This window comes from Dinoroseobacter sp. S375 (assembly GCF_049800775.1).
Lineage (GTDB): Bacteria > Pseudomonadota > Alphaproteobacteria > Rhodobacterales > Rhodobacteraceae > Dinoroseobacter.
This window is the reverse complement of sequence record NZ_JBNAFR010000001.1, coordinates 82,636-102,972: the sequence shown is the minus strand read 5'-3', so window position 1 is coordinate 102,972 and position 20,337 is coordinate 82,636. Positions and strand designations below refer to the sequence as shown.

At 63.9% G+C, this 20,337-nt stretch carries 23 protein-coding genes; 4 read left to right on the top strand and 19 right to left on the bottom strand.

Annotated elements, in window-relative coordinates; all coding sequences use genetic code 11:
- Window positions 1–3: 3 nt before the first annotated feature.
- The 16 genes from ACP150_RS00555 to ACP150_RS00480 all read right to left on the bottom strand — a co-directional run bounded on the left by ACP150_RS00555 (window position 4) and on the right by ACP150_RS00480 (window position 12,168).
- Entirely contained in the window at window positions 4–627 is a 624-nt protein-coding gene (locus ACP150_RS00555; RefSeq protein ID WP_424964582.1) for a VPLPA-CTERM sorting domain-containing protein, read from the bottom strand.
- A gap of 122 nt (window positions 628–749) precedes the next feature.
- Complete coding sequence (locus tag ACP150_RS00550) at window positions 750–1,289, bottom strand: adenine phosphoribosyltransferase (RefSeq protein WP_424964581.1); 540 nt, start codon at window positions 1,287–1,289, stop codon at window positions 750–752.
- Between the two features lie 330 nt (window positions 1,290–1,619).
- Window positions 1,620–2,276 carry a hypothetical protein gene (locus tag ACP150_RS00545; RefSeq protein WP_424964580.1) on the bottom strand — a complete coding sequence of 219 codons (657 nt, stop codon included), beginning with the start codon at window positions 2,274–2,276 and terminating at the stop codon, window positions 1,620–1,622.
- A gap of 10 nt (window positions 2,277–2,286) precedes the next feature.
- Entirely contained in the window at window positions 2,287–2,772 is a 486-nt protein-coding gene (locus ACP150_RS00540; RefSeq protein ID WP_424964579.1) for a hypothetical protein, read from the bottom strand.
- A 213-nt stretch (window positions 2,773–2,985) separates the two neighbouring features.
- A complete protein-coding gene (locus ACP150_RS00535; protein ID WP_424964578.1) occupies window positions 2,986–3,369 on the bottom strand; it encodes a hypothetical protein in 384 nt (127 codons plus the stop codon).
- A gap of 366 nt (window positions 3,370–3,735) precedes the next feature.
- A complete protein-coding gene (locus tag ACP150_RS00530) occupies window positions 3,736–3,996 on the bottom strand; it encodes a hypothetical protein (RefSeq protein WP_424964577.1) in 261 nt (86 codons plus the stop codon).
- Between the two features lie 133 nt (window positions 3,997–4,129).
- Complete coding sequence (locus ACP150_RS00525) at window positions 4,130–4,372, bottom strand: hypothetical protein (RefSeq protein ID WP_424964576.1); 243 nt, start codon at window positions 4,370–4,372, stop codon at window positions 4,130–4,132.
- Between the two features lie 139 nt (window positions 4,373–4,511).
- Entirely contained in the window at window positions 4,512–4,871 is a 360-nt protein-coding gene (locus ACP150_RS00520) for a response regulator (protein ID WP_424964575.1), read from the bottom strand.
- Window positions 4,872–4,898: 27 nt separating this feature from the next.
- Entirely contained in the window at window positions 4,899–5,969 is a 1,071-nt protein-coding gene (locus ACP150_RS00515) for a PAS domain-containing protein (protein WP_424964574.1), read from the bottom strand.
- Window positions 5,970–6,406: 437 nt separating this feature from the next.
- Window positions 6,407–7,975, bottom strand: coding sequence for a GMC family oxidoreductase (locus tag ACP150_RS00510; protein ID WP_424964573.1), 1,569 nt, complete (start codon window positions 7,973–7,975; stop codon window positions 6,407–6,409).
- Window positions 7,976–7,989: 14 nt separating this feature from the next.
- Window positions 7,990–8,514 carry a Twin-arginine translocation pathway signal gene (locus tag ACP150_RS00505; protein WP_424964572.1) on the bottom strand — a complete coding sequence of 175 codons (525 nt, stop codon included), beginning with the start codon at window positions 8,512–8,514 and terminating at the stop codon, window positions 7,990–7,992.
- Between the two features lie 54 nt (window positions 8,515–8,568).
- Window positions 8,569–8,964 (bottom strand): VOC family protein, encoded by a 396-nt coding sequence (locus ACP150_RS00500; protein WP_424964571.1) that lies wholly within the window; start codon window positions 8,962–8,964, stop codon window positions 8,569–8,571.
- Window positions 8,965–9,040: 76 nt separating this feature from the next.
- Complete coding sequence (locus ACP150_RS00495) at window positions 9,041–9,625, bottom strand: VPLPA-CTERM sorting domain-containing protein (RefSeq protein WP_424964570.1); 585 nt, start codon at window positions 9,623–9,625, stop codon at window positions 9,041–9,043.
- Between the two features lie 140 nt (window positions 9,626–9,765).
- Complete coding sequence (locus tag ACP150_RS00490; RefSeq protein WP_424964569.1) at window positions 9,766–10,056, bottom strand: ribbon-helix-helix domain-containing protein; 291 nt, start codon at window positions 10,054–10,056, stop codon at window positions 9,766–9,768.
- Window positions 10,057–10,264: 208 nt separating this feature from the next.
- Window positions 10,265–11,140 carry an S-methyl-5'-thioadenosine phosphorylase gene (locus tag ACP150_RS00485; RefSeq protein WP_424964568.1) on the bottom strand — a complete coding sequence of 292 codons (876 nt, stop codon included), beginning with the start codon at window positions 11,138–11,140 and terminating at the stop codon, window positions 10,265–10,267.
- A gap of 65 nt (window positions 11,141–11,205) precedes the next feature.
- Window positions 11,206–12,168, bottom strand: coding sequence for a calcium-binding protein (locus ACP150_RS00480; protein ID WP_424964567.1), 963 nt, complete (start codon window positions 12,166–12,168; stop codon window positions 11,206–11,208).
- Window positions 12,169–12,418: 250 nt separating this feature from the next.
- Between ACP150_RS00480 and ACP150_RS00475 the strand changes: the two genes are divergently transcribed.
- Together ACP150_RS00475 and ACP150_RS00470 are read left to right on the top strand one after the other, a co-directional pair.
- Window positions 12,419–14,023, top strand: coding sequence for a SulP family inorganic anion transporter (locus ACP150_RS00475; protein ID WP_424964566.1), 1,605 nt, complete (start codon window positions 12,419–12,421; stop codon window positions 14,021–14,023).
- A gap of 119 nt (window positions 14,024–14,142) precedes the next feature.
- Window positions 14,143–14,418: a peptidase gene (locus tag ACP150_RS00470; RefSeq protein ID WP_424964565.1), complete on the top strand. Its 276-nt coding sequence runs from the start codon at window positions 14,143–14,145 to the stop codon at window positions 14,416–14,418.
- Window positions 14,419–14,425: 7 nt separating this feature from the next.
- Here ACP150_RS00470 and ACP150_RS00465 read toward each other — a convergent pair whose 3' ends face one another.
- Complete coding sequence (locus ACP150_RS00465) at window positions 14,426–15,031, bottom strand: flavin reductase family protein (protein ID WP_424964564.1); 606 nt, start codon at window positions 15,029–15,031, stop codon at window positions 14,426–14,428.
- Window positions 15,032–15,107: 76 nt separating this feature from the next.
- Here ACP150_RS00465 and ACP150_RS00460 point away from each other — a divergent pair, with 76 nt between their 5' ends.
- Window positions 15,108–15,599 (top strand): GNAT family N-acetyltransferase, encoded by a 492-nt coding sequence (locus tag ACP150_RS00460; RefSeq protein WP_424964563.1) that lies wholly within the window; start codon window positions 15,108–15,110, stop codon window positions 15,597–15,599.
- A gap of 93 nt (window positions 15,600–15,692) precedes the next feature.
- Window positions 15,693–16,460 (top strand): vWA domain-containing protein, encoded by a 768-nt coding sequence (locus tag ACP150_RS00455; protein ID WP_424964562.1) that lies wholly within the window; start codon window positions 15,693–15,695, stop codon window positions 16,458–16,460.
- Window positions 16,461–16,466: 6 nt separating this feature from the next.
- Here the strand turns inward: ACP150_RS00455 and ptsP are convergent, their stop codons facing one another.
- Entirely contained in the window at window positions 16,467–18,710 is a 2,244-nt protein-coding gene (gene ptsP, locus ACP150_RS00450; RefSeq protein WP_424964561.1) for a phosphoenolpyruvate--protein phosphotransferase, read from the bottom strand.
- Window positions 18,711–18,931: 221 nt separating this feature from the next.
- Window positions 18,932–20,170, bottom strand: coding sequence for an aspartate kinase (locus ACP150_RS00445; protein WP_424964560.1), 1,239 nt, complete (start codon window positions 20,168–20,170; stop codon window positions 18,932–18,934).
- Window positions 20,171–20,337: the final 167 nt, after the last annotated feature.

Here is a 20,337-nt window from a genome sequence, read left to right as displayed (position 1 = left end):
TCGTTAGGATTTGAAAGATTTCCGGCGGCGCAGGGCCGCGGCCCCCAGCAATCCGCCCGCCAGAAGCGGCAGCGAGGCCGGCAGCGGGACCGGCGACGGGGGGGCTGTGTTTCCCACTAGCTTGACGTTGTCGATGATGATCCCGCCATTATCTGCGCCTTCATGGGCAAAGAAGATCGAACCGGTGGAGCCATCGCCGACAAAGCTGAAGCTCAGCTCGGCAAAATCCGACGCGCGCGGGCCTCCGGGAATGCTGAGCGTGTCGCTGACACCGCCGACGCCGAAGGTCATGACGTTGGTGTTCTGCTGCTGAAAGTAGTTCTTCGAGTAATCGAAGCTCAGGGTGTAGCTCTGACCTGCGGTGAGCGTAAAGCTCTGCACGGTCTGGATCGTGCCTGCGGCCCCGATCGAGCCATCGAGATCCACACAGGTGTCGATATTGTAGCAGACATCCGGGAAATATCCGGGGCCGGTGATGTCCACGGCACCGGCCGTGGTGGACCATCCGGCTGGTGTGCGGTTCGCACCGGCAGTGTTGGTTTCGAAATCATCGAAAAAGAGCGTGTTTGCGGCGGCGAGGCCGGGGGTCACGAGGCAAAGGCACAGGGCGAGGGGAAGAGCTTTCATCAAAGGTCACTCACTAGGCTTGGGACGGTTAATCCCAATTCCCTAGCCGCAGCGCGACCTTTACGTCAAATTTTCCGCGTTTCCGGTGCGTTTTTGTTGCCGGTCCGAGAACAGTTCTGCGCTCAATCCCCGTCAAAGGCGGTGAGGGCGTGGACAGCCATGTCCATCTCCTCCAGCAATTTGCGCCCGCCCAGATCCGGCAGGTCGATCACGAAGGCGCAGCCCACCACCTGCGCGCCGAGCCGTTCGATGAGCTGGATCCCCGCCCGGGCCGTGCCGCCCGTGGCCAGCAGGTCATCCACCAGCAGCACCCGCTCGCCCGGTTGCAGGGCGTCGTCATGGATCTCGACCGTGGCCTCGCCATATTCCAGCGCGTAATCCTGCTCGATCGTCTTGCCGGGCAACTTGCCCTTCTTGCGGATCGGCAGGAAGCCGACGCTCAGCTGATGCGCAACGGCCCCGCCCAGAATGAAGCCCCGCGCCTCGAGCCCGGCCACCTTGTCGATCTTCACGCCTACAAACGGGTCGAGCAACTGGTCCACCGCGATCCGAAACCCCCGTGGGTCGAGAAAGAGCGTGGTGACATCCCGGAACATGATCCCCTCATGGGGAAAGTCGGGAATGGTCCGGATATACTCGCGCAGGGTCTTTTGCGGCGTCATGGGAAAACTGTCCTTGGATTGCAGGCAGGGGCATCCTTGGCAATGTCCGCGCGCCGGTCAAGCAAGCGTATGGGTCCGTTCGGAAAAGACGCCGCATGCGTCACGCTTGCCTTTCCCATGGCCTGTGTCGCGGGGACCTGCAGGAATGCCCGGATCGCTCGCAGCACTGTAGTGCCGAGCCTTCAGCCGGGCGGCGATCCTTGGCTGCGGGAGCGGGCCATTCTGGCTGTTCCCGCGCGCCTGCCGAGGGCATCCCGGATCACCCGACCAACCCGCTCAAGGCTCGGGTGAGGGCCTAACCATAAACGTCCTCGTCCATCGCGGCACGTGTCAGAACTCCAAACCGAAAAACACCATCGCCAGCGGAACCGGCGAGACGGCAAGCGCGATGGTCGCCACCGTTGCCAGCGGTGAAAAGATGCCGCTCAGGCCCGCCATCAGCATGATGCCACCGCCCCCACCGATGACCGAGTTTCCGGGCGTGTTCACAGCCAGAGCCAGCGCGACATAGCGATACCGTATGGCCAGTTGCAGCGCGCGCGCCGATTGTCCGTCCAGCAGCATCGCCACACGGTCATCACCGGAAAGGGGCGCGGCGCGGGCGACGAGGTCCGCGGCGCGGCGCATCCGCAGGAGGGACAAGGACCTCCGCAAAACGTCGATGGGCAGGAAGCGACCTGCGGTATAGGCAAGGATCATGGAGGCCACGGTGCAGATATAGATCAGCGGCGCGATAGCTGCGCCAAAGGCCGCGAGCATGGCCAGCCCGATCTCCGCCCCCGGAACGAATGGGAGCGCCAGCAGCCTGATATAGGCCACCGCACCGAACATGATCATGCGGTGCACCTGTTGCTCGTTATCAGGCCGGATCTGCAGGTTCAGGGCATCGCGCACCTCATGCGCGCCCCAGGTGGCCAGCACCAGCACGGCGATTAGGATCGCGACGCGCAGCGCAATACCACCGATCGAAAGGCCAGACGATCGCACCTCGGCGATCTCAGCTGGAGATCGCGGTCGCGGTGTCGAAATCGGTGGCGGCGCCGGATCCTTCCAAGACGATCTGATTGGTCCAGTACCAGCGGCGCGTGGTCCAGGTGACGTCGAATGTGATCGTATCGCCGGTGACCTGACCGTAGCAGACCACAGTGTGCGGCGCGTCGGGGCAAAGGGTTGTGGTCGTGAAATGGATCACGCCATCGATCTCTTTCGTCTGGTAATCGGACCAGCCGAAATCGCAGTAGATCTGGCAATCAGCGGATTGAAAGGTGCCATCGCGGAACAACAGCTCATCTTCCAGGACAGCGCCGCTTTCCATGTCGATCCCGCGGACCGTGAACGCACGGCCATCCAGCGCGCCGGACGCGCCCCAGGCGCCCTCGGGCACCTCCAGGTCCGGAATGTCCTCGTTCATTACGGACATGGTGGCCGCGCCGGTTCCGGCTGTCGCGAGCACAATTGCGGCCACTTGAATGATCTGGGTCACAGTGATCTCCGTTCTCGTAAAATCGAACGCCCGTAAACTGCGTTTTTTCTGATGCAGGTTGCGGCCAAGGCAAATGCGATGGACGCAGACAAATTTTGTATCTCTGAGCGCAGTGAGACAGGTCGGGCCATCTGAGCCCATCGACACGTTTTCTTTTGAGCCGACCTGCCTTGCGCCTCTGTGAGCCGCTGGGTCAGCGCCCTGCACCGGGTGTCATTCGACGCCGGGCACCTCGGTGAACATCTCGGCATAGGCGGGCCGCGCGAGGGCCACGCCTTCTTCGAGGGAAGGGTGGGGCGACAGGGTCGTGATGTACCCGACATCGAGCATCGACAGGTAAGCCTGACCATCCTCCTGAAAAAACGCGATATTCCCACATGGCATCAGGGCGAGATTATGCAAACCCGCGGCCCCGACATACCTGCGCATGGCATTGAAGCAGATCTTCATGCCGACGGCGGCCCCGCCCATCATCTCGAACTCGCCATTCAGCGACCAGTCGTCATTCATGGCGATGAAGTCGCGAATAAGCGTGGCGGCCTCCTGCGGTGGCTGGTCCAGCTGATGGATGATGAAATGCTCGGACGGTTCTGCCATCGCGCTAGGGGCCCATGCCAGACCGACACATGTCGCGGCGCTCAGTGCTCTTGGGATTGCTTTCATTGGTGTCCTCCTCCTCGTTTGGACTGGGTGCGTGGACCTGGAACGGCCTCTTGTGAAGCGGGGGCTGGGGGCGTCAGTGGCCCGGGCGATCATGGTGCCCCGGAACGGTTCGCGCGCAGCGGGTTGGGGGTCGGATGGCCAAGGCGGGGCCTGCCAAGTCGCCCATCCGGGGGCGTGGCGTCCGCCCGCTGGGTTTGCTCCTCTCGCGGGTCGCCAATCGCGCCTTGCGCGCCGGAGATCTTGGGCATCCGCGACGCGATCTGTAGCCTCCGGGTCGGGCGGTCTTGAGGGCAATCCGGGTCACACCGTGGCGATCAGGTAGCGGGCCCGCGCGCCGAATCCGCTGACCTGCGCACCCAGCTCCGCTGAGATGGCGGTCGCCATGCCCGCGCCGCATCCCGCGTCCAGATGGCGGGTGCCGGGTGCGACCTTCGCATGGGCGAGAACCGCGCGGAACCCGGCGGCGAACTGCCCTTCTTGCGCCTCGGCCCAGTCCCGGGCGCGTGCGCCCCAAAGTGGCCCGTTGATCCCTGCGGTGCCGGTTTCAAGCGTCTGGCTCATGGCGTCTTCCTTTGATGCGCGCGTGCCAGCGAGGGCGGCAAGCGCCCTGTGTCGTGGCGTCGGTTCCGCACCGTCCTGCGGCGCGCGGGATCGCGCCATAAGCTTGACTAAAAACATCTAAAAATCGGGCTGGTCACCGGATCGCATCGACCGCTTCAGGAGGGGCCAGACTCGCAGCCACCTTGAAGAACGTGCGCGCGCGGGACAGGTCGTCGGGGTCTGAACTCAGCCATTTGCCGGACAGGCGGGCCTCGACCAGCTTGGGCGCGATCCGCTCGACCTTTCGGAAGGTCTCCATGGCCTTATCGATCCGGCCCTGACCGACATAGCCGATGGTGCCGAGGACGAGCGGTGTCGCGCTCTGGGCGGCTTCCATCAGTGCGACCTCAGCCGCCTCTGCCGTGGCGGCATAATTGCCAGCGGCGAACTGCCCGCAGCCGTCGCGCCTGGTGATCGGTCTAGTCGGTGGCGATGGCGCGCGTTGTCCGCAGGCGTGATCGACGGCAGCCTTCAGATCAGCGCGCGGATGTTACCAAGGCGCTCAGGTGCTTCATATCGAATGGTTTTTCGATAACGGCACGGGGTGAGATGTCACGGGGGACCATACTCGGCGCCGTGACGGTGACGATCGCATAGGGAATTGAATGCGCTTCGAGTTGCTCGGCAACGATATCGCACGAACTATCCTTCAAATGGAGATCGAGTACGGCAATGTCCGGTTTGGACTCGCGCAACGCATCCATCGCGCGGCTCACACGATCAAAAGGCCCCATTACGATATAGCCCTCGTGGACAAACTGATCCTTCAGATCAAGCGCAACGATAGGATCATCTTCCAACAGCAGAATCGTCTTGGACGGCGCAGAATCCCTCATGACCCGATCATCCGAAGGGCAACATGGCTAAGCATGTTCTTCTTCGTCCTCTTCGATGGAAACGAGGGCCTTCGGCACGTCCAACGTCACCGTGGTGCCTTGAACATCCCCAGCGGCGACATCGAGCTTTCCTTCGAGCCCTTCGACAAGGCTTTTAATGATACGCCCCCCAAGGTTGCCTTCCTTCGGCCAGTCGACATCGTCTGGGATGCCGACTCCATCGTCCGAGACAACAAGACGAAACACGCCATTGCTCAGCGTTTTGGCTTCGATTTCAAGCAAACCTTCGTTGCGCTCTTCAAACGCATGTTGCAGAGCGTTGGTTGTCAACTCTGACAAGATCAGACCAAGCTGTGTCGCTGTTTGGAAGGGAACCCGCAACTTTTCCGCATCGATATTCACTCTGACGCCGCTTCGGCCATCCAGATAGGCAACAGCGTTCGCGACGCGCGACAGATACGCCCCGAGCGCGACGGTATCTTTGGCCCCAGTCTCGTCCTCGTCATCCCGTCCAGAAAGCTCTTCATACAGCAGCTGCAGTGTTTCGACCCGTCTGGCCAACATGTCAAAGTCCTGGTCCGGACGCGGTCCTTTCGCGCCGGACTGCAGCCGGATCATCGACACCACCATCGCGAGGTGGTTCTTCACACGGTGCTGAATCTCTTCGAGGGCGTTCTGAATATCCGAGTCATACTGGCTTTGTCGCCCAGTTCCCGGCACTTCGATCTCAAGCTGCAGGCCGACAAAGTACAACACCTTGCCATCTTCGCCGATAAGCGGTGAAATCATAAGCCGGTTCAAAAACTGCTCGCCGTCAGGACGGTAGTTGCGCAGATCGACGATGATTTCCTCTTCGTTTTCGATCGCTGCGCGTAATTTTGCGATGTTCTCCTGGTCCTTGTCGTCCTTCTGGAGAAAGCGACAATTGCGACCAATTGCAAAGTCCCGCGCATAGCCCGTAATCGTCGTGAAGGTGTCGTTGACATAGACAATCGGGTTATCTTCCGCACGCGGATCGGTCAGCACGAGTGAGAAGGGGGCCTTGGACAAAGCCGCCAGGAAGTCTGCACCCGAGATTGAAGAAGCATCCACTGCCATTGCCGTACTCCTGTCACATCATCACTTCGAGACGCTGACTACAGGCCGTTTTCGAGTTTAGTTGAGGGTGGACATGCATGGCAGCAGGTTGAGAGTAGCGTCAGCAAATATAGACAGTCAAGGTGTAATGCTGAGTTTACATTTATTCGGTCTCGACCTCTTGGCGCTCTAATTTTGACATCGCCATTGCGTTGCTGGGACCTGCCACTGCCCCTGGCCATCCTTGGATCTCCTCGTCGTCGCAGAGGTTTGTGTCGTCGCAACGAAGGGGCCCTTGCTCCCCCCGAAGACGACAGCGAGCGCGTTGTGTAAGGCGCATGTCAGCAACCTCATGGATATCTGTGGACGCGGTCAGGCGTCGTGCTGCCTGTGTTGCCCGCAATCGAAAAGGGCCACCCGTTGCCAGGTGGCCCGTCTCGTTTGCAAAACCGAATGGCTCAGATGTTCTGAGCGGCCATTTCCTTGGCGATGTGATCCGCCTGCCGCATGGCCAGCGCCACGATGGTCAGGGTCGGGTTTTCCGCGGCTCCGGTGGTGAATTGCGAGCCGTCCGAGATGAACAGGTTCGCGATGTCATGGGTCTGACCCCATTTGTTCACCACCCCGTCGCGCGCATTCTCGGACATCCGGTTGGTGCCGAGGTTATGCGTGCTGGGATAGGGCGGGGTCGGGAAGGTGCGCGTGGCGCCCACCGCCTCGTAGACCGCTTGCCCCTGCTGCCAGGCGTGGTTGCGCATGGCGATGTCATTGGGGTGATCATCGAAATGCACGTTCGGCGCGGGCAGGCCGTACTGGTCGAGCACATCGGTGTTCAGGGTCACGCGGTTGGTCTCCTGCGGCATGTCCTCGCCCACGAGCCACATGCCGGCCATGTTCTCATAGGCATCCAGCGCGCTGGTGAACTCGCGGCCCCAGGCGCCCGGATCGAGGAAGGCGGCCATGAAGGGCAGGCCGAGGCTCAGCGTCTCCATCTCGTAGCCGCCGACAAAGCCACGCGACGGATCGTGGCGGGCCTCGTCAGTGATGATCCCGGCCATGGTCGTGCCGCGCCACATGCGCACGGGCTTGTCGAAGACCGCATAGACCGAGGCCGTCATGTGCCGCATGTAGTTGCGCCCGACCTGGCCCGAGCTGTTGGCGAGCCCGTCGGGGTACATCGACGAGGCCGAGTTCAGCAGCAGGCGCGGACTCTCGATCGAGTTCCCGGCCACGGCCACCACGCGGGCCTTTTGCAGATGCTGGTTGCCCTCGGCATCCGCATAGAGCACGCCCGTCACCTTGCCCGTATCGTCATGCTCGATCTTGAGAACATGGGCTTGCGTGCGCAGCTCATAATTGCCGGTGTCGAGCGCGTTCGGGATCTCGTCATAGCTGGGCGACCACTTGGCCGCGACCTTGCAGCCCTGAAAACAGAAACCCATCTGCTGGCACGGGGTGCCATCGGCGCTGTCGGAGCTCTTGATCGCCATGCGACCCGTATGCACGTCCTCGTAACCAAGCTGCTTGGCGCCAGCCTCGAAGACCTTGAAGTTGTTGTTGCCCGGCAGGCCGGGACGGTCGCCCGTGCGGGTGACATGCATCTTGTCCTCGGCGGCCGCGTACCACGGGGCCATTTCCTCGGCATCGATGGGCCAGTCCAGCAAGGACGCGCCGGGCACATTGCCATAGGTCGTGCGCGCCTTCCATTCATGGTCCTGAAACCGCAGGGAGGCACCCGCCCAGTGCACGGTCGAGCCGCCCACGGATTTCACGATCCAGGCGGGCAGGCCGGAGAAATCGTCGCTTACCCGCCAATCGCCCGAGGTCGTGCGCGCATCGAGCCAGGCGAGCTGGCCGAAACTGGCCCATTCATCCTGCAGGAAATCCTGCGGCTCGTGGAAGGCACCAGCCTCCAGCGAGACAACCTTGACGCCCTTCTTGGCCAGCTCATTGGCCAGCGTTCCGCCACCGGCACCGGTGCCGATGATGACGACCACGGAGTCGTCGTTCAGATCAAATGTAGTCATGCTCAGATCCTCCCTCAGACCCAGTCCACGTCATCAAAACCGCGATCGATATAGCCGCCCTTGGAGAAGCTCTCGCCCTCATAGCCAAAGAGGGGCCAGACATCTTTCTGGTTATAAAGACCGGTGACGAGCCCGCCGCGGATCTGTTGGAAGAAGGGGCTGTTTTCCATCCCGCGCAGCACATCCACCCGGTCGCGCTCCCAGCCCATGGCGAGGTAGCTGCCATGCCCGGCATTGCGCGCCGCAGCGTTGAGATCCGAGATCCCGAGCTCGATCGTGCCCGCGTCATCATCGGTGTCATAGCCCTTCACGGCAGCGGCGTAGAACTTGTCGCCCACATGGTCGTGGGGATAGATGTCGCGCGCCATCTGCACGAGGGTTGCGAAGGTCTCGGGCTTGAGCGCCGACAATTCGGTCGCCCAGGCGGCATCCTTTGCGGCGACAAAGCCGCTCCCGACGACAAAGCTGGCACTTGCTGCGGTTGCCCGCGCCAAGAGCTGGCGCCGTGTCAGGCCTTTGGGGCCTTTGGTTTCAATCATGTCTTTCCTCCCATTTCGTGCCGCTGCGGCCTCCCTGCCGCGCGGCTGTCTGTTTTATTGAAAGCGTCCGCTGCGCTCGAGCACCTCGATCTGATAGCCATCGGGGTCGGCCACGAAGAAAAAGCGCCCGACGAGCTTGCCGTCCGGCGCGAATTCCACCAGCTTTCTTGGGTTCAGTCCCTCGGCCTCGAACCGGGCGTGTTCCGCCTTCAGGTCCTCGACGGATACGGCAAAATGCCCGTAGCCATTGCCCAAATCATAGGGCTCGGTGGTGCCTTTGTTGACCGTCAGCTCCAGCTCGAAGCCACTTTCGGCATTGCTGAGATAGACCAGCGTGAAGTCTGAAAAGTCGAGCCGATCCGCGACCTCCAGTCCGAAGGCCCGCTTGTAGAAATCGCAGGACCGCGCCTCATCGAGAACGCGGATCATGCTGTGGATTGCCTTGGCCAATCCAACCTCCCTGTTTTGGTATTGTTGGGAGGTCAGGCTAGCGCGGGCTCAAACAGGGCAGGGTAGTAAGGTTTTACTACTGCCTAAAGTTTGTGCGGATCGCCATCCGTGTCGCGCCTTTGTCCCGGCGCCACCGGCGCGCGGCACCCAGCCCACCAAGCGCGCTCAGCATCAGGAGAAGGCCCGCGGGCAGGGGGATGGCCGTCGGCGTGAAGGTGACGCCCGCGAACCCACCATCGGTCCCGACGAAAGTAAACGGAACAGCGAAGAACGCCGTGCCGTAGAGTGTTTCTGCGCCAACGGGTGCGCAGGCGGGATCGCCAAGGCAGAAGAATTCAAAGACCGGCGCGGCTTCGAGGACCGCTGAAAACATGAAATCGGTAATCTGGCCGTTGGTCACCGTGAAGCTGTTGACGTCAATGGCGGTCCACTGAACCACGTCACTGGTGTTGGGGTTGGTCTGGCCACCGGTCGCGGCTGGTACGGATGTGAGTATGAGGGACGTCGCCGCGCCGGTGGCATTGTCCGCCAGACCGGAGACCGTTCCGGTCACGGTGCCCGCGACGTTGCCAACTGTGTTCGAAAAGGAAAAGTCGAAGCTCAGCGCGTTGGCTGAGGGGGCTGCGAGAAGAAAAGCACAAACAAGAGAAATAAACCGCATCGGATTGCTCCTTTCAGGGCCAAAGACCAACCTTGGACCCAAGGGTGACCTGGGGTCAAAGCAATTCCGCAGATTTCTTTGCTTCGCGTGGTTTGGGGATGTCGCTGCGCGACGCGCTGTCCCGCCCGTAACCTGTTCCGCTACTCGGCGGCGATCCCGGCCTCCGGCGCCTTTTGCGTTTCGATATAGAGCAGTGCCGTGCACCGCAGCAGCGAGGTGAAGTTCGACGGCTCGCCGCGCGCCTCCAGAACCTCGGAATGCAGGGTCGAGATGAAGGCCGGGGTGCTGGTCCCCTCAGCCTCGGCAATCGTGTCGAGAATAGCCCAGAAACTGTTCTCCAGCCGGATCGACGTGCTTTGCCCGTTCAGTCTGAGCCGTCGCGTGGTGCACGCGTATCGGTTCGGATCCTGATGGGAGAATATCTGGCACATGCTGGCCCCCCTCACAGTTTTTGTCCTCAAGCTCGAAGCTAGCGTTCCCTCCAAAGCCTGTCCATTGTGCAGTCGCAGCAGAAGCACTCCTGCCGCAGCCCAGCATGTCTTGCTCTCTTAAGTCTCTAAATATCCCGGGGGAACGGTCCGCAGGACCGTGGGGGCTGGCCCCCGACCCGGTCCGGCACCCGCACCGCCCTGCGACGGCTCACGCCGACAGAACCCGTCCCGCCACCGCATCCAACTTGGCCACAAGCGCCGGATCGCGCTTGTCCGGCGCCGTCATCACCGCGTATTCCAGCGCCCGGTCGCAGCCATGCGCGCAGAGCTCCCGCTCGGCTCCGAGCAGACCGGGCAGGCGGGCCACAAGCCCCTTGGCCTTTTCCGAATTGCCCATCAGCGTCTTGATGATCTCGGTCACATCGACCTCGCCGTGATCCGGATGCCAGCTGTCATAATCGGTGATCATCGCCACGCTGGCATAGCAAAGCTCCGCCTCGCGGGCGAGCTTGGCCTCGGGCATGTTGGTCATGCCGATCACGTCGCAGCCCCAGCTCTCGCGGTACATCTTGCTTTCGGCAAGGCTCGAGAATTGCGGTCCCTCCATGGCCAGATAGGTGCCGCCGTCATGGACAGTGATGCCACCTGCCTTGGCCGCCTCGAGACAGGCCGCGCCGAGCCGGGGGCAGGTCGGGTGCGCGACGCTCACATGGGCAACGCAGCCCGTGCCGAAGAAGGACTTCTCACGTGCAAAGCTCCGGTCGATGAACTGATCCACGATCACGAAATCGCCGGGCGCCATGTCTTCGCGGAACGACCCGCATGCGCTGACCGAGATCACATCCGTCACGCCCAGCCGCTTCAGCGCATCGATATTGGCGCGGTAGGGCACCGTGGTCGGCGAATGGACATGGCCGCGCCCGTGCCGGGGCAGAAACGCCATCCGCACCCCGTCCAGCGTCCCGGTCAGGATCGCATCCGAAGGCGCGCCCCAGGGGCTCTCGACCTCCTGCCAGGAGGGGTTCTCCAGCCCCTCGATCTCATAAAGCCCGGATCCGCCGATGATGCCCAGAAACGTCTGCATAAGTGCCCCCTGTTGTCTCTGCCTTCATGGCTAGGCAGCGCATTCGGGCGCGTCAATGGCTGTGGCTACAGCAAGAGCAGATTGCTGTCATCGAGGCTGTCTGCGGTCGTGTTCAGAACGAGGACCGTGACATCATCGCCGCGCAGGAGCGCGCCCGCCAGCGTGTCGGTCACCGTCACCTGATCGCTGTCTCCGACGAGCTGGATCAGGTCCGCCTCGGCGTCGAAATCCACGATCACGTCGAACCCGTCCCCGGCCAGAAAGCGGAACGTGTCTTCGCCCGCCCCGCCCAGAAGCCGGTCGTTCCCGGTGCCTCCCACCAGAACATCGACCCCGTCCTCTCCGACGAGGCGGTCATTGCCGGACCCGCCCTTGAGCAGGTCGCCCTCCGCGCCGCCGATCAGGATGTCATCACCCGCATCCCCCTCCAGCGCGTCCGCGCCGTCCTCGCCAAAGAGGATGTCGTTGCCATTGCCCCCCGCGAGCCCGTCATCGCCGCCGCCGCCCCGAGCCAGATCGCGCCCGTCGCCGAGCCAGAAGATATCCGCGCCATCCTCGAAGATCGCGACGTCATTGCCGCGCATGTTCAGGACGACGCCGTCATCATTGACCGCATCCCGGGGTTGGAACGTCCCCGGCGGGGCCCCGCGATAGGACCAGTCGAGCCCGAGGACGATGTCGTCCACGGCCCCCGGATCGCTGCCGGAACGATCCTCTTCGGCCGCGGCGGTCAGAGTGGCGAGGGGCAGAAAGAGCCGGTCGATCTCGACCAGAGGCCCGCCTGGGGTGTCGACGCGCAACCCGGTCAGGGTGCCCGTCAGGCGAGTTCCGCCTTCCCCATCCGGCACGGTGCCGAGGTTCAGCCCGCTCGCGGTATAGGTCAGATCCGTGCTGCCGGGGCGAAAGGTCAGCACGGCCTCCCGGTCCGACAGGGATTGCAGGCTGGCATCGAGGACGAGCGCCTCGAGATGGAACTGAACCGCATCGATCGTGCCGGCGACATTCGAGGCAAACCGTAATCTGGGCATTGGCGATGTCCTCCCTCAGGGGGAACGATACCGCAAATCGGCGCGTGGCGATACGGGCGGGCGCGTTTGCAGTCATGGCGAGCGCTGTCCCTCGACCCGGATGCGGGGCGGGCGGGTCCCGAGGGGCAGTCCAAGCCGGCAACGCCCGCCTTGCATCCGATGCAGTGCGGCATTGCATCTCAGGGCTAGGCAGAGCGGCCCAAACCGGCTATCCCGCGCGCAGCCCCCATCCCCATCCCGAGGTTTCCCCGTGGCCCGAGCTTTGCTGGCGTCCTTCGCCAATCGTATCGCCTTTTCCAGCCCGACCGAGGACGAGACGCTCAGCCCCGCCCGCTGGCGGATCGAGATCCTGTCCGGTCTGACCGTGGCCCTGGCCCTCGTGCCCGAGGCTGTGGCCTTTGCCTTTGTCGCCGGGGTGCACCCGCTGGTGGGGCTCTATGCGGCCTTCATCGTCGGACTGATCACCGCGCTGATCGGTGGACGGCCGGGGATGATCTCGGGCGCGACGGGCGCGCTGGCGGTGGTCATGGTGGCGCTGGTGGCCGAACACGGGGTCGAATACCTCTTCGCCACCGTGGTGCTGATGGGGATCCTGCAGATCCTCTCGGGGATCTTCAAACTGGGCAAGTTCATCCGGCTCGTGCCCCATCCGGTGATGCTGGGCTTCGTGAACGGGCTGGCCATCGTGATTTTCCTCGCGCAGCTCACGCAATTCCGGGTGCCCAATGAGGCGGGCGAGCTGACCTGGATGACCGGCTGGCCGCTGGTGATGATGCTGGGCCTTGTGGCGCTGACCATGGTGATCATCTGGGGCATGCCCAAGCTGACCAAGGTGGTGCCGGCCCCGCTGGCGGGTATCGGGATTGTTGCGATTCTCGTGATCGTCTTCGGCATCGATGTGCCGCGCGTGGGCGACATGGCCTCGATCCAGGGCGGGCTGCCGAGCTTCCACATTCCCATGGTGCCGTTGACCCTCGAGACGCTGCAGATCATCGCGCCCTATGCCTTCATCCTCGCGGCGATCGGCTTGATCGAAAGCCTGCTCACCCTGAACCTCGTGGGCGAGATCACCGGCAAGCGCGGCGGCGCGAGCCAGGAATGCATCGCGCAGGGCGTGGCCAACACCGTCACCGGCTTTTTCGGGGGCATGGGCGGCTGCGCCATGATCGGCCAGTCGATGATCAACGTGAAATCCGGCGGGCGCACGCGGATCGCCGGAGTGGCGGCGGCGCTCTTCCTGCTGATCTTCATCGTTGCGGCCTCGCCCCTGATCGAACAGATCCCGCTGGCCGCACTGGTGGGCGTGATGTTCATGGTGGTGATCGGCACCTTTGCCTGGCAGTCGCTGACGATCTTGCGCCGGGTGCCGCTGACCGATGCGCTGGTCATCGTGCTGGTCACGGTCGTGACCGTGCTCACCGACCTTGCCATCGCGGTGGTCGTGGGCGTGATCGTCTCGGCGCTGGCCTATGCCTGGAACAACGCCTCGCGGATCCATGCCAAGACCTATGACACGCCCGAAGGGGCCAAGGTCTATCAGGTGCAGGGGCCGCTCTTCTTCGGCTCCTCCGCCGGGTTCGTCGAGCTCTTTGACGTCTCCAATGACCCCGGCGTGGTGATCGTTGATTTCGCCGATAGCCGCGTGGTGGATCAGTCCGCCCTCACGGCGATCGAGGCCATGGCCGCGAAGTATGCCGAGGCGGGCAAGACCCTGCAGCTGCGCCATCTGAGCAAGGATTGTCACCAGCTGCTGAGCAAAGCGGGGCAACTGATGATCGACAGTGATGACGACCCCGATTACGCGATTGCCGCCGACTATTCGGTCAAGACCGGCATTCTCGGGGCAGGGCACTAGCGCCGCAGACGCGGGCTCTTGCCAGAGGGGCGAGGTCCGGGCTAGAGCGTTGGGTGACGGGTGGCAGTGAGGACCCGTCCCCCCACATCTCTGGTCATTTCGGAAAGGTGTCGCGCGCCATGATTGTGCGTCCCCCGCTCTCGGCTCTGGTGGAGGCCTGGCTGCTCCGCCACGAACAACGTCTCAAATGGCTCGCCCTGCTCCTGGGCGTGAGCAGTACGGTCGCCATCGTGCAGAACTGGCATCCCTGGCCGATGGTCCTCGGGCTGCCGTTCTGCCTGATCTGGATCCTCTGTGCGTGGCTCCATGGCGAGCGGCAGCTGAAATACATCAACATCCTGTTCACCGCGCTTTATATCTACGGCCTCGCGCGCTACGCGGTGCTCGGGGCCTGAGGCGCGCTCAGTCGTCGGGCCGCGCCAGCGAGAACAGGTTGTCGACGCAGGCATAGTCGCGGTAGCCAAGCCTTGAGAGCGGGCGGAAGGTGCTCACGTCAAAGCGCCCATCGACGATATGCTCGTCGCGCATATGGACGCCGGTGACCTCGCCAAAGACCACGAAATTCGCCGCACCAGGCAATTGTACGATCTGCGTCAGCTTGCATTCCAGGTTTGCAGGCGCGGCGAGGACGCGGGAACAGGCCACGGTCTCGCACGGGGCTTTCTCGATCCCGGCCTTTTCGAATTCATCCACATCCGCGCCATAGGCGCCGGAGCTGACATTCATCACATCGCGCATCGCGTAGGACACGATATTGACGCAGAACACCCCGGTCTCGCGGATATTGGCGACGCTGTCCTTGGTGTCGCCGCGATCCTCCTTGGCGGAGGTCGAGGCGAACATCACCTGCGGCGGGACATAGGCGACGGCGTTGAAGAAGGAATAGGGCGCGAGATTGTCCCGGCCATCCGTGCCCCGGCTCGAGATCCAGCCGATAGGGCGGGGCGTGACGATGGCGTTGAACGGGTTATGGGGCAGGTCATGGCCCTCTTCGGGACGGTAAAACATGTGTCCTCCTCGCTGTTTGCGCATCACCTAACGCCTGTGTTAGGCGCGAGGCCAGCGAAAAACGGAACCAGACCACGTGCAACTGAGGCAGGAACAGACCGGCGATTGGTGGGAGGTCGAGGCGCTCTTCGATCTCTGCTTCGCGCCGGGGCGGGAGGCGCTCTCGTCCTACCGGCTGCGCGATGGGGTGCCGCCCGTGGCCGAGCTCTGCCTTGTTGCGCCCAGCATCGACAATGTGCTGGGCGGGATCGGCGGGGCGATCCGGTTCTGGCCGATCCGCGTGGGCGGACAAGAGGCGCTGTTGCTGGGCCCCGTTGCGGTCCACCCGACACGGCAGGGGGAGGGGTTGGGCGCGCTGCTCATTCAGGCCGGCCTCGAGAAGGCCGCTTCACTGGGCTGGACGCGGGTCCTGCTGGTCGGGGATGCGCCCTATTACAGCCGCTTCGGGTTTGCTCGGGCCGAAGGGGTCGAGATGCCGCCGCCCACGAACCCCGACCGGGTGCTCATCCATGCCCTGAGCCCGGGGGCCTGGGACGGGGTGCAGGGGGTGGTGACCGCCGCCGCCTGATCGCCGCCGCCTGACCGCAGGGGGCGCGACCTGCGCCCACCCAAGACCCCAGTCGCATAGACAGGGCAGGGGCGGCCATGGCAGGCTTGCCCCATGATGATCCCCTTTGCCCCCTCCCGGATCCGCTCGAGCCTCTTTGCCTCCATCGCCCTTCTGGGCGTGAGCCTTGTGGGCGCGCCCCCTGCATTGCACGCGGCGCAGGGCTGTTCCGAGGATGCGATCGTGGTCTTTGACGGCTCCGGATCGATGTCGGAGATGGGGTTCAACCTGATGGATGAACCCCGGATCTTTGCCGCCCGGCGCGCGATCCGGCGGGCCATGCCGCAAGTGGCCCCGTTTCGCAATCTCGGCCTGCTGATCTACGGGCCCGGTCCGCGCGAAGCCTGCAGCAATATCGATCTGCGTTTTGCCCCGATCCCGGACGCCGCCCCGCGCATGATCGCCGAGATCGACGCGCTGGCCCCCTCGGGCAACACGCCCCTGACCGACTCCGTGGCCCGCGCGGCAGAGGCGCTCGATTTCCGCCAGCGGGCGGGGGTCGTGGTGCTGGTCACCGATGGTAAGGAGACCTGCGGCGGCGCCCCGTGCCAGCTGGCCGCCAGTCTCTCTGCGGAGGCCCATGACCTGACCGTGCATGTGATCGGGTTCAAGCTGCGCGGTGAGCATTTCAGCTGGGACAGCCAGAATCAGCATGACTACCGCGAAGGGCAGACCGTGGCGCGCTGCCTCGCGGATCAGACCGGTGGGCTGTACCTGACCACCGAGACGGTGGATGAGCTGATCACGGCGCTGCAAACCACGCTGGGCTGTCCGATTTTCGGTCGCGGGCCCGCGCCGTCGGGGCGGCTGCTGCCCGGGTGAGCAGGCTCAGCTCTGCTGGCGCAACCAGTCCATCACCGCCGGGCGGACGGTCATCGCGCCCGAGGCGCGGGCCTCGGTGATCACGCCGCGGGCCTCGCGCAGATCGCAGCGGCGCAAGAGATGCTTGACCGGCCCGATGGAGGCCGGGCGCATGGACAGCGCCCGCAGACCCATCGCGGCAAAACACAGTGCCTCGATCGGGCGGCCCGCATCCTCGCCACAGAAGCTGACCGGGGTGCCCACATCGCGGCACCGGCTGACGATCAGCTCGATCAGGCTCAGGAAGGAGACATTCAGCGTGTCGTAGCGGCGGCGCACCCGCTCATTCTCGCGGTCGGCGGCAAAGAAGAACTGCTTGAGGTCATTGCCCCCGATGGAGATGAAATCCGCCATCTCGAAGAAGGAGTTCGGCGAGAAGGCGAGGCTCGGGGTCTCGAGCATGGCGCCCACCTCGACCTTTTCCGGCAGGACCCGCCCGAGAGAGGCCTCGCGGTCAAGCTCCCGCATCAGGTAGTCGCGGGCGCGGGTGAATTCCTCAAGCTGGGCCACGAAGGGAAACATCAGCGTCAGAGGCCGCCCATTCGCGCCCCGGATCAGCGCCTGCAGCTGCATCCGCATGACGCCGGGCTTGTCGAGCCCGACCCGGATCGCGCGCCAGCCCAGGGCCGGGTTCGGCTCGTCCTGGGGCTTCATATAGGGCAGGACCTTGTCCGACCCGATATCCAGCGTGCGAAAGACCACGCGCTTGCCCCCCGCCGCGTCCAGCACGCGGGCATAGTGCTGCGCAAGCTCAGACCGCGCCGGAACTTTGGGTCGGGTCAGGAATTGCAGCTCGGTCCGGAACAGCCCGACGCCCTCGGCACCCGAGGTGGGCAGCGATGGCAGGTCGGCCATCAGGCCCGCATTCATGTTCAGGGAAATCTCGGTCCCGCATTGGGTGATCGCGGGCTTGTCGCGCAGGGAGGCGTAGCGCTCCTGCGCCTTGGCCTGCATCGCGCTCTTGTCGCGGAAGGCGGCCTGCACGGTCTCATCCGGGCGCAGATGGACAATCCCCTGTTCGCCATCGATCAGCACCAGATCGCCATTCAGCGCCTCGGTCGTGATCCGCTTGGCATTCACGATCAGCGGGATGGCAAGCGCGCGGGCGACGATCGCCGCATGGCTCCCGACGGAGCCTTCCTCCAGCACGATCCCCTTCAGCGCGCGACCATAGTCCAGCAGCTCGCCGGGCCCGATATTGCGCGCCACGAGGATCGGATCCACCGGGATCTCGGCCCCGGTCTCGGAGCCTTGCCCGGTCAAGAGCCGCAGCAACCGGTTCGACAGGTCATCCAAATCATGCAGCCGCTCGCGCAGATAGGCGTCGGGGACCTGCTCCATCCGGGTGCGGGCGGCGGATTGCTCTTTCTCGACGGCCGCCTCGGCGGACAGGCCGCTCACAAGGCTTTCCTCCATGCGCCGCATCCAGCCCCGGGAATTGGCGAACATCCGGTAAGCCTCAAGGATCTGCAGCTGCTCCTTGTCCTGGGTCGAGGCCGTGTCGAGCATCTCGTCCACAGAGACGCGCAGCTGGTCCACCGCCTCGCGCAGGCGGGCCAGTTCGGCCTCGGGATCATCGGAGACGAGATTGGTGATCACCACCCGCGGTTCATGCAGATAGACCCGGCCCGTGGCGATGCCTTCCTGCGCGACCCCGCCCTTGACCATGATCGCGTTCTGATGCGGTGCGGCCAGCGCGGCGCCCTCGCCGGTGAAGGCGCCCAGTTCCTTCATCTCGGCCAGCACCATGGCCACCACCTCGAGGGCATAGACCTCGTCGGTGGAGTATTCCCGTTGCGCGCGAGATTGCACTACAAGCACGCCGAGCGTCTCGCCCAGCCGCTGGACGGGCACACCGAGGAAGCTCGAATAAACCTCCTCTCCGGTCTCGGGCATGTAGCGGAACCCTTCGGTGCCGGGCGCGTCGGCGGTGTTCAGGGGGCGGTTCTTGCGCGCAACGCGCCCCACCAGACCTTCGCCGATCCGCATGCGCGTCTGGTGGACGGCTTCGGGGTTCAGACCCTCGGTCGCGCAGAGCTCCAGCGTGTCCGCATCGCGAAACAGATAGATCGAACAGACCTCGGTCCGCATGCTGTCCGCGATCAGATGCGTGATCCGGTCCAGGCGTTCCTGACCCGCGCCCGCCTCGGCAAGCGTAGCCTGCAAGCGTCTGAGAAGCTTGCGGCTTTCGGTTTCCATGGTGTCGGGCATTGCTGCGCCTTGATCCCTCGTCTGGACCCCCGGAGCCGGTGTCCTCGGATCGGTTAGACCATATTCGTCAGAGCATGGGAACGGAAATTGCACCGCGCCTCAGGGGGCGCGGCATGCTGCGTGGTCCGGGCGCGAAATTGACACGCCCCGGCTCATTTTTGCGCCGGATGCGCAGGCGCGGGCCGCCCGAGCGACCCGAACGGCCGGGATGCCGGGCGGGCTCAGGCGGCCTTGTCGAGCCCGAACACGTCATGCAGCGCCTGCACCGCGAGCTCCATGTATTTGCGCTCAATCAGCACCGAGATCTTGATCTCGGAGGTGGTGATCACGCGGATATTGATGCCCTCGTCGCGCAGCGCCTGGAACATCTGGGCGGCAACGCCGGCATGGCTGCGCATGCCGATGCCGACCACGGAGACCTTGGCCACATCCGTGTCGGCCACCAGCTCCTGGAAGTTGATCTCGCCCAGTTCCTTGGCTTCCTTGATCGCGCGCTCGGCCCGCATCACCTGATCCGTCGGGCAGGAGAAGGTCATATCCGTGCGGCCATCTTCCGAGATGTTCTGCACGATCATGTCCACGTTCACTCCCGCCTCGGAGAGCGGCCCAAAGATCGCCGCCGCAATCCCGGGCCGGTCGGCCACGGAGATCAGGGTCATTTTCGCTTCATCGCGGGAATAGGCGACGCCGGAGACAACATTGCTTTCCATAATCTCTTCCTCATCGCAGACCAGAGTGCCGGAATTCTCGGTGTTTTCTTCAAAGCTCGACAGCACCCGCAGGGGCACCTTGAACCGCATGGCCAGCTCGACCGAGCGGGTCTGGAGCACCTTGGCCCCCAGGGAGGCGAGCTCGAGCATCTCCTCATAGGCGATCTTCTCGAGCTTGCAGGCCTTGTCCTCGATCCGCGGATCGGTCGTGTAGACGCCGTCCACATCCGTATAGATGTCGCAGCGCGTTGCCTCGAAAGCGGCGGCAAAGGCCACGGCGGTGGTGTCCGAGCCGCCCCGGCCCAGCGTGGTGATCCGGCCTTCGGGGCTCAGCCCCTGAAATCCCGCGATCACGGCGACCTGCATCCCCTCGTCGAATTTCGCATCGAGGTTCTCGCGCGGGATCTCTTCGATCCGGGCAGCGGCATGGGCGGAATTGGTCTTGAGCGGTACCTGCCAGCCCTGCCAGGAGCGCGCGGGCACCTCCATCTCCTGCAAGGTCAAGGCCATGAGCCCGGCAGTCACATTCTCGCCCGAAGAGACCACGGCGTCGTACTCGCGCGCATCATAGAGCGGCGATGTCTGGTTCACCCAGCCCACCAGCTCGTTGGTCTTGCCCGACATGGCCGAGACGATCACGATGACCTTGTGGCCCCGCTCCACCTCGCGTTTGACCTTGGTCGCCGCGTTCTTGATCTTGTCGAGATCGGCCACCGAAGTGCCGCCGAATTTCATCACCAGAATGGACATATGCGTCTTCCGTCCTCACGTTCCGCCGCCGTGTAGGGGAAAGGCGGGGCAGGAGCAAGGGACCGGGAGGTCGCGGGGCAGCGCCGTCGCCCTAAGGCCGCGTTGCGCTGCGCGATTGATAGGGGACGTACTGCGCCGGGGTAGACGCCACTTGGTCCAGATGTCGC

Excerpts from the sequence above, each read along its gene's own strand:
- ACP150_RS00555 (WP_424964582.1), bottom strand. The coding sequence starts at position 627 with ATGAAAGCTCTTCCCCTCGCCCTGTGCCTTTGCCTCGTGACCCCCGGC.
- ACP150_RS00550 (WP_424964581.1), bottom strand. The coding sequence starts at position 1,289 with ATGACGCCGCAAAAGACCCTGCGCGAGTATATCCGGACCATTCCCGAC.
- ACP150_RS00535 (WP_424964578.1), bottom strand. The coding sequence starts at position 3,369 with ATGGCAGAACCGTCCGAGCATTTCATCATCCATCAGCTGGACCAGCCA.
- ACP150_RS00530 (WP_424964577.1), bottom strand. The coding sequence starts at position 3,996 with ATGAGCCAGACGCTTGAAACCGGCACCGCAGGGATCAACGGGCCACTT.
- ACP150_RS00525 (WP_424964576.1), bottom strand. The coding sequence starts at position 4,372 with ATGGAAGCCGCCCAGAGCGCGACACCGCTCGTCCTCGGCACCATCGGC.
- ACP150_RS00520 (WP_424964575.1), bottom strand. The coding sequence starts at position 4,871 with ATGAGGGATTCTGCGCCGTCCAAGACGATTCTGCTGTTGGAAGATGAT.
- ACP150_RS00515 (WP_424964574.1), bottom strand. The coding sequence starts at position 5,969 with ATGGCAGTGGATGCTTCTTCAATCTCGGGTGCAGACTTCCTGGCGGCT.
- ACP150_RS00510 (WP_424964573.1), bottom strand. The coding sequence starts at position 7,975 with ATGACTACATTTGATCTGAACGACGACTCCGTGGTCGTCATCATCGGC.
- ACP150_RS00505 (WP_424964572.1), bottom strand. The coding sequence starts at position 8,514 with ATGATTGAAACCAAAGGCCCCAAAGGCCTGACACGGCGCCAGCTCTTG.
- ACP150_RS00495 (WP_424964570.1), bottom strand. The coding sequence starts at position 9,625 with ATGCGGTTTATTTCTCTTGTTTGTGCTTTTCTTCTCGCAGCCCCCTCA.
- ACP150_RS00490 (WP_424964569.1), bottom strand. The coding sequence starts at position 10,056 with ATGTGCCAGATATTCTCCCATCAGGATCCGAACCGATACGCGTGCACC.
- ACP150_RS00485 (WP_424964568.1), bottom strand. The coding sequence starts at position 11,140 with ATGCAGACGTTTCTGGGCATCATCGGCGGATCCGGGCTTTATGAGATC.
- ACP150_RS00480 (WP_424964567.1), bottom strand. The coding sequence starts at position 12,168 with ATGCCCAGATTACGGTTTGCCTCGAATGTCGCCGGCACGATCGATGCG.
- ACP150_RS00470 (WP_424964565.1), top strand. The coding sequence starts at position 14,143 with ATGATTGTGCGTCCCCCGCTCTCGGCTCTGGTGGAGGCCTGGCTGCTC.
- ACP150_RS00465 (WP_424964564.1), bottom strand. The coding sequence starts at position 15,031 with ATGTTTTACCGTCCCGAAGAGGGCCATGACCTGCCCCATAACCCGTTC.
- ACP150_RS00455 (WP_424964562.1), top strand. The coding sequence starts at position 15,693 with ATGATGATCCCCTTTGCCCCCTCCCGGATCCGCTCGAGCCTCTTTGCC.
- ptsP (WP_424964561.1), bottom strand. The coding sequence starts at position 18,710 with ATGCCCGACACCATGGAAACCGAAAGCCGCAAGCTTCTCAGACGCTTG.
- ACP150_RS00445 (WP_424964560.1), bottom strand. The coding sequence starts at position 20,170 with ATGTCCATTCTGGTGATGAAATTCGGCGGCACTTCGGTGGCCGATCTC.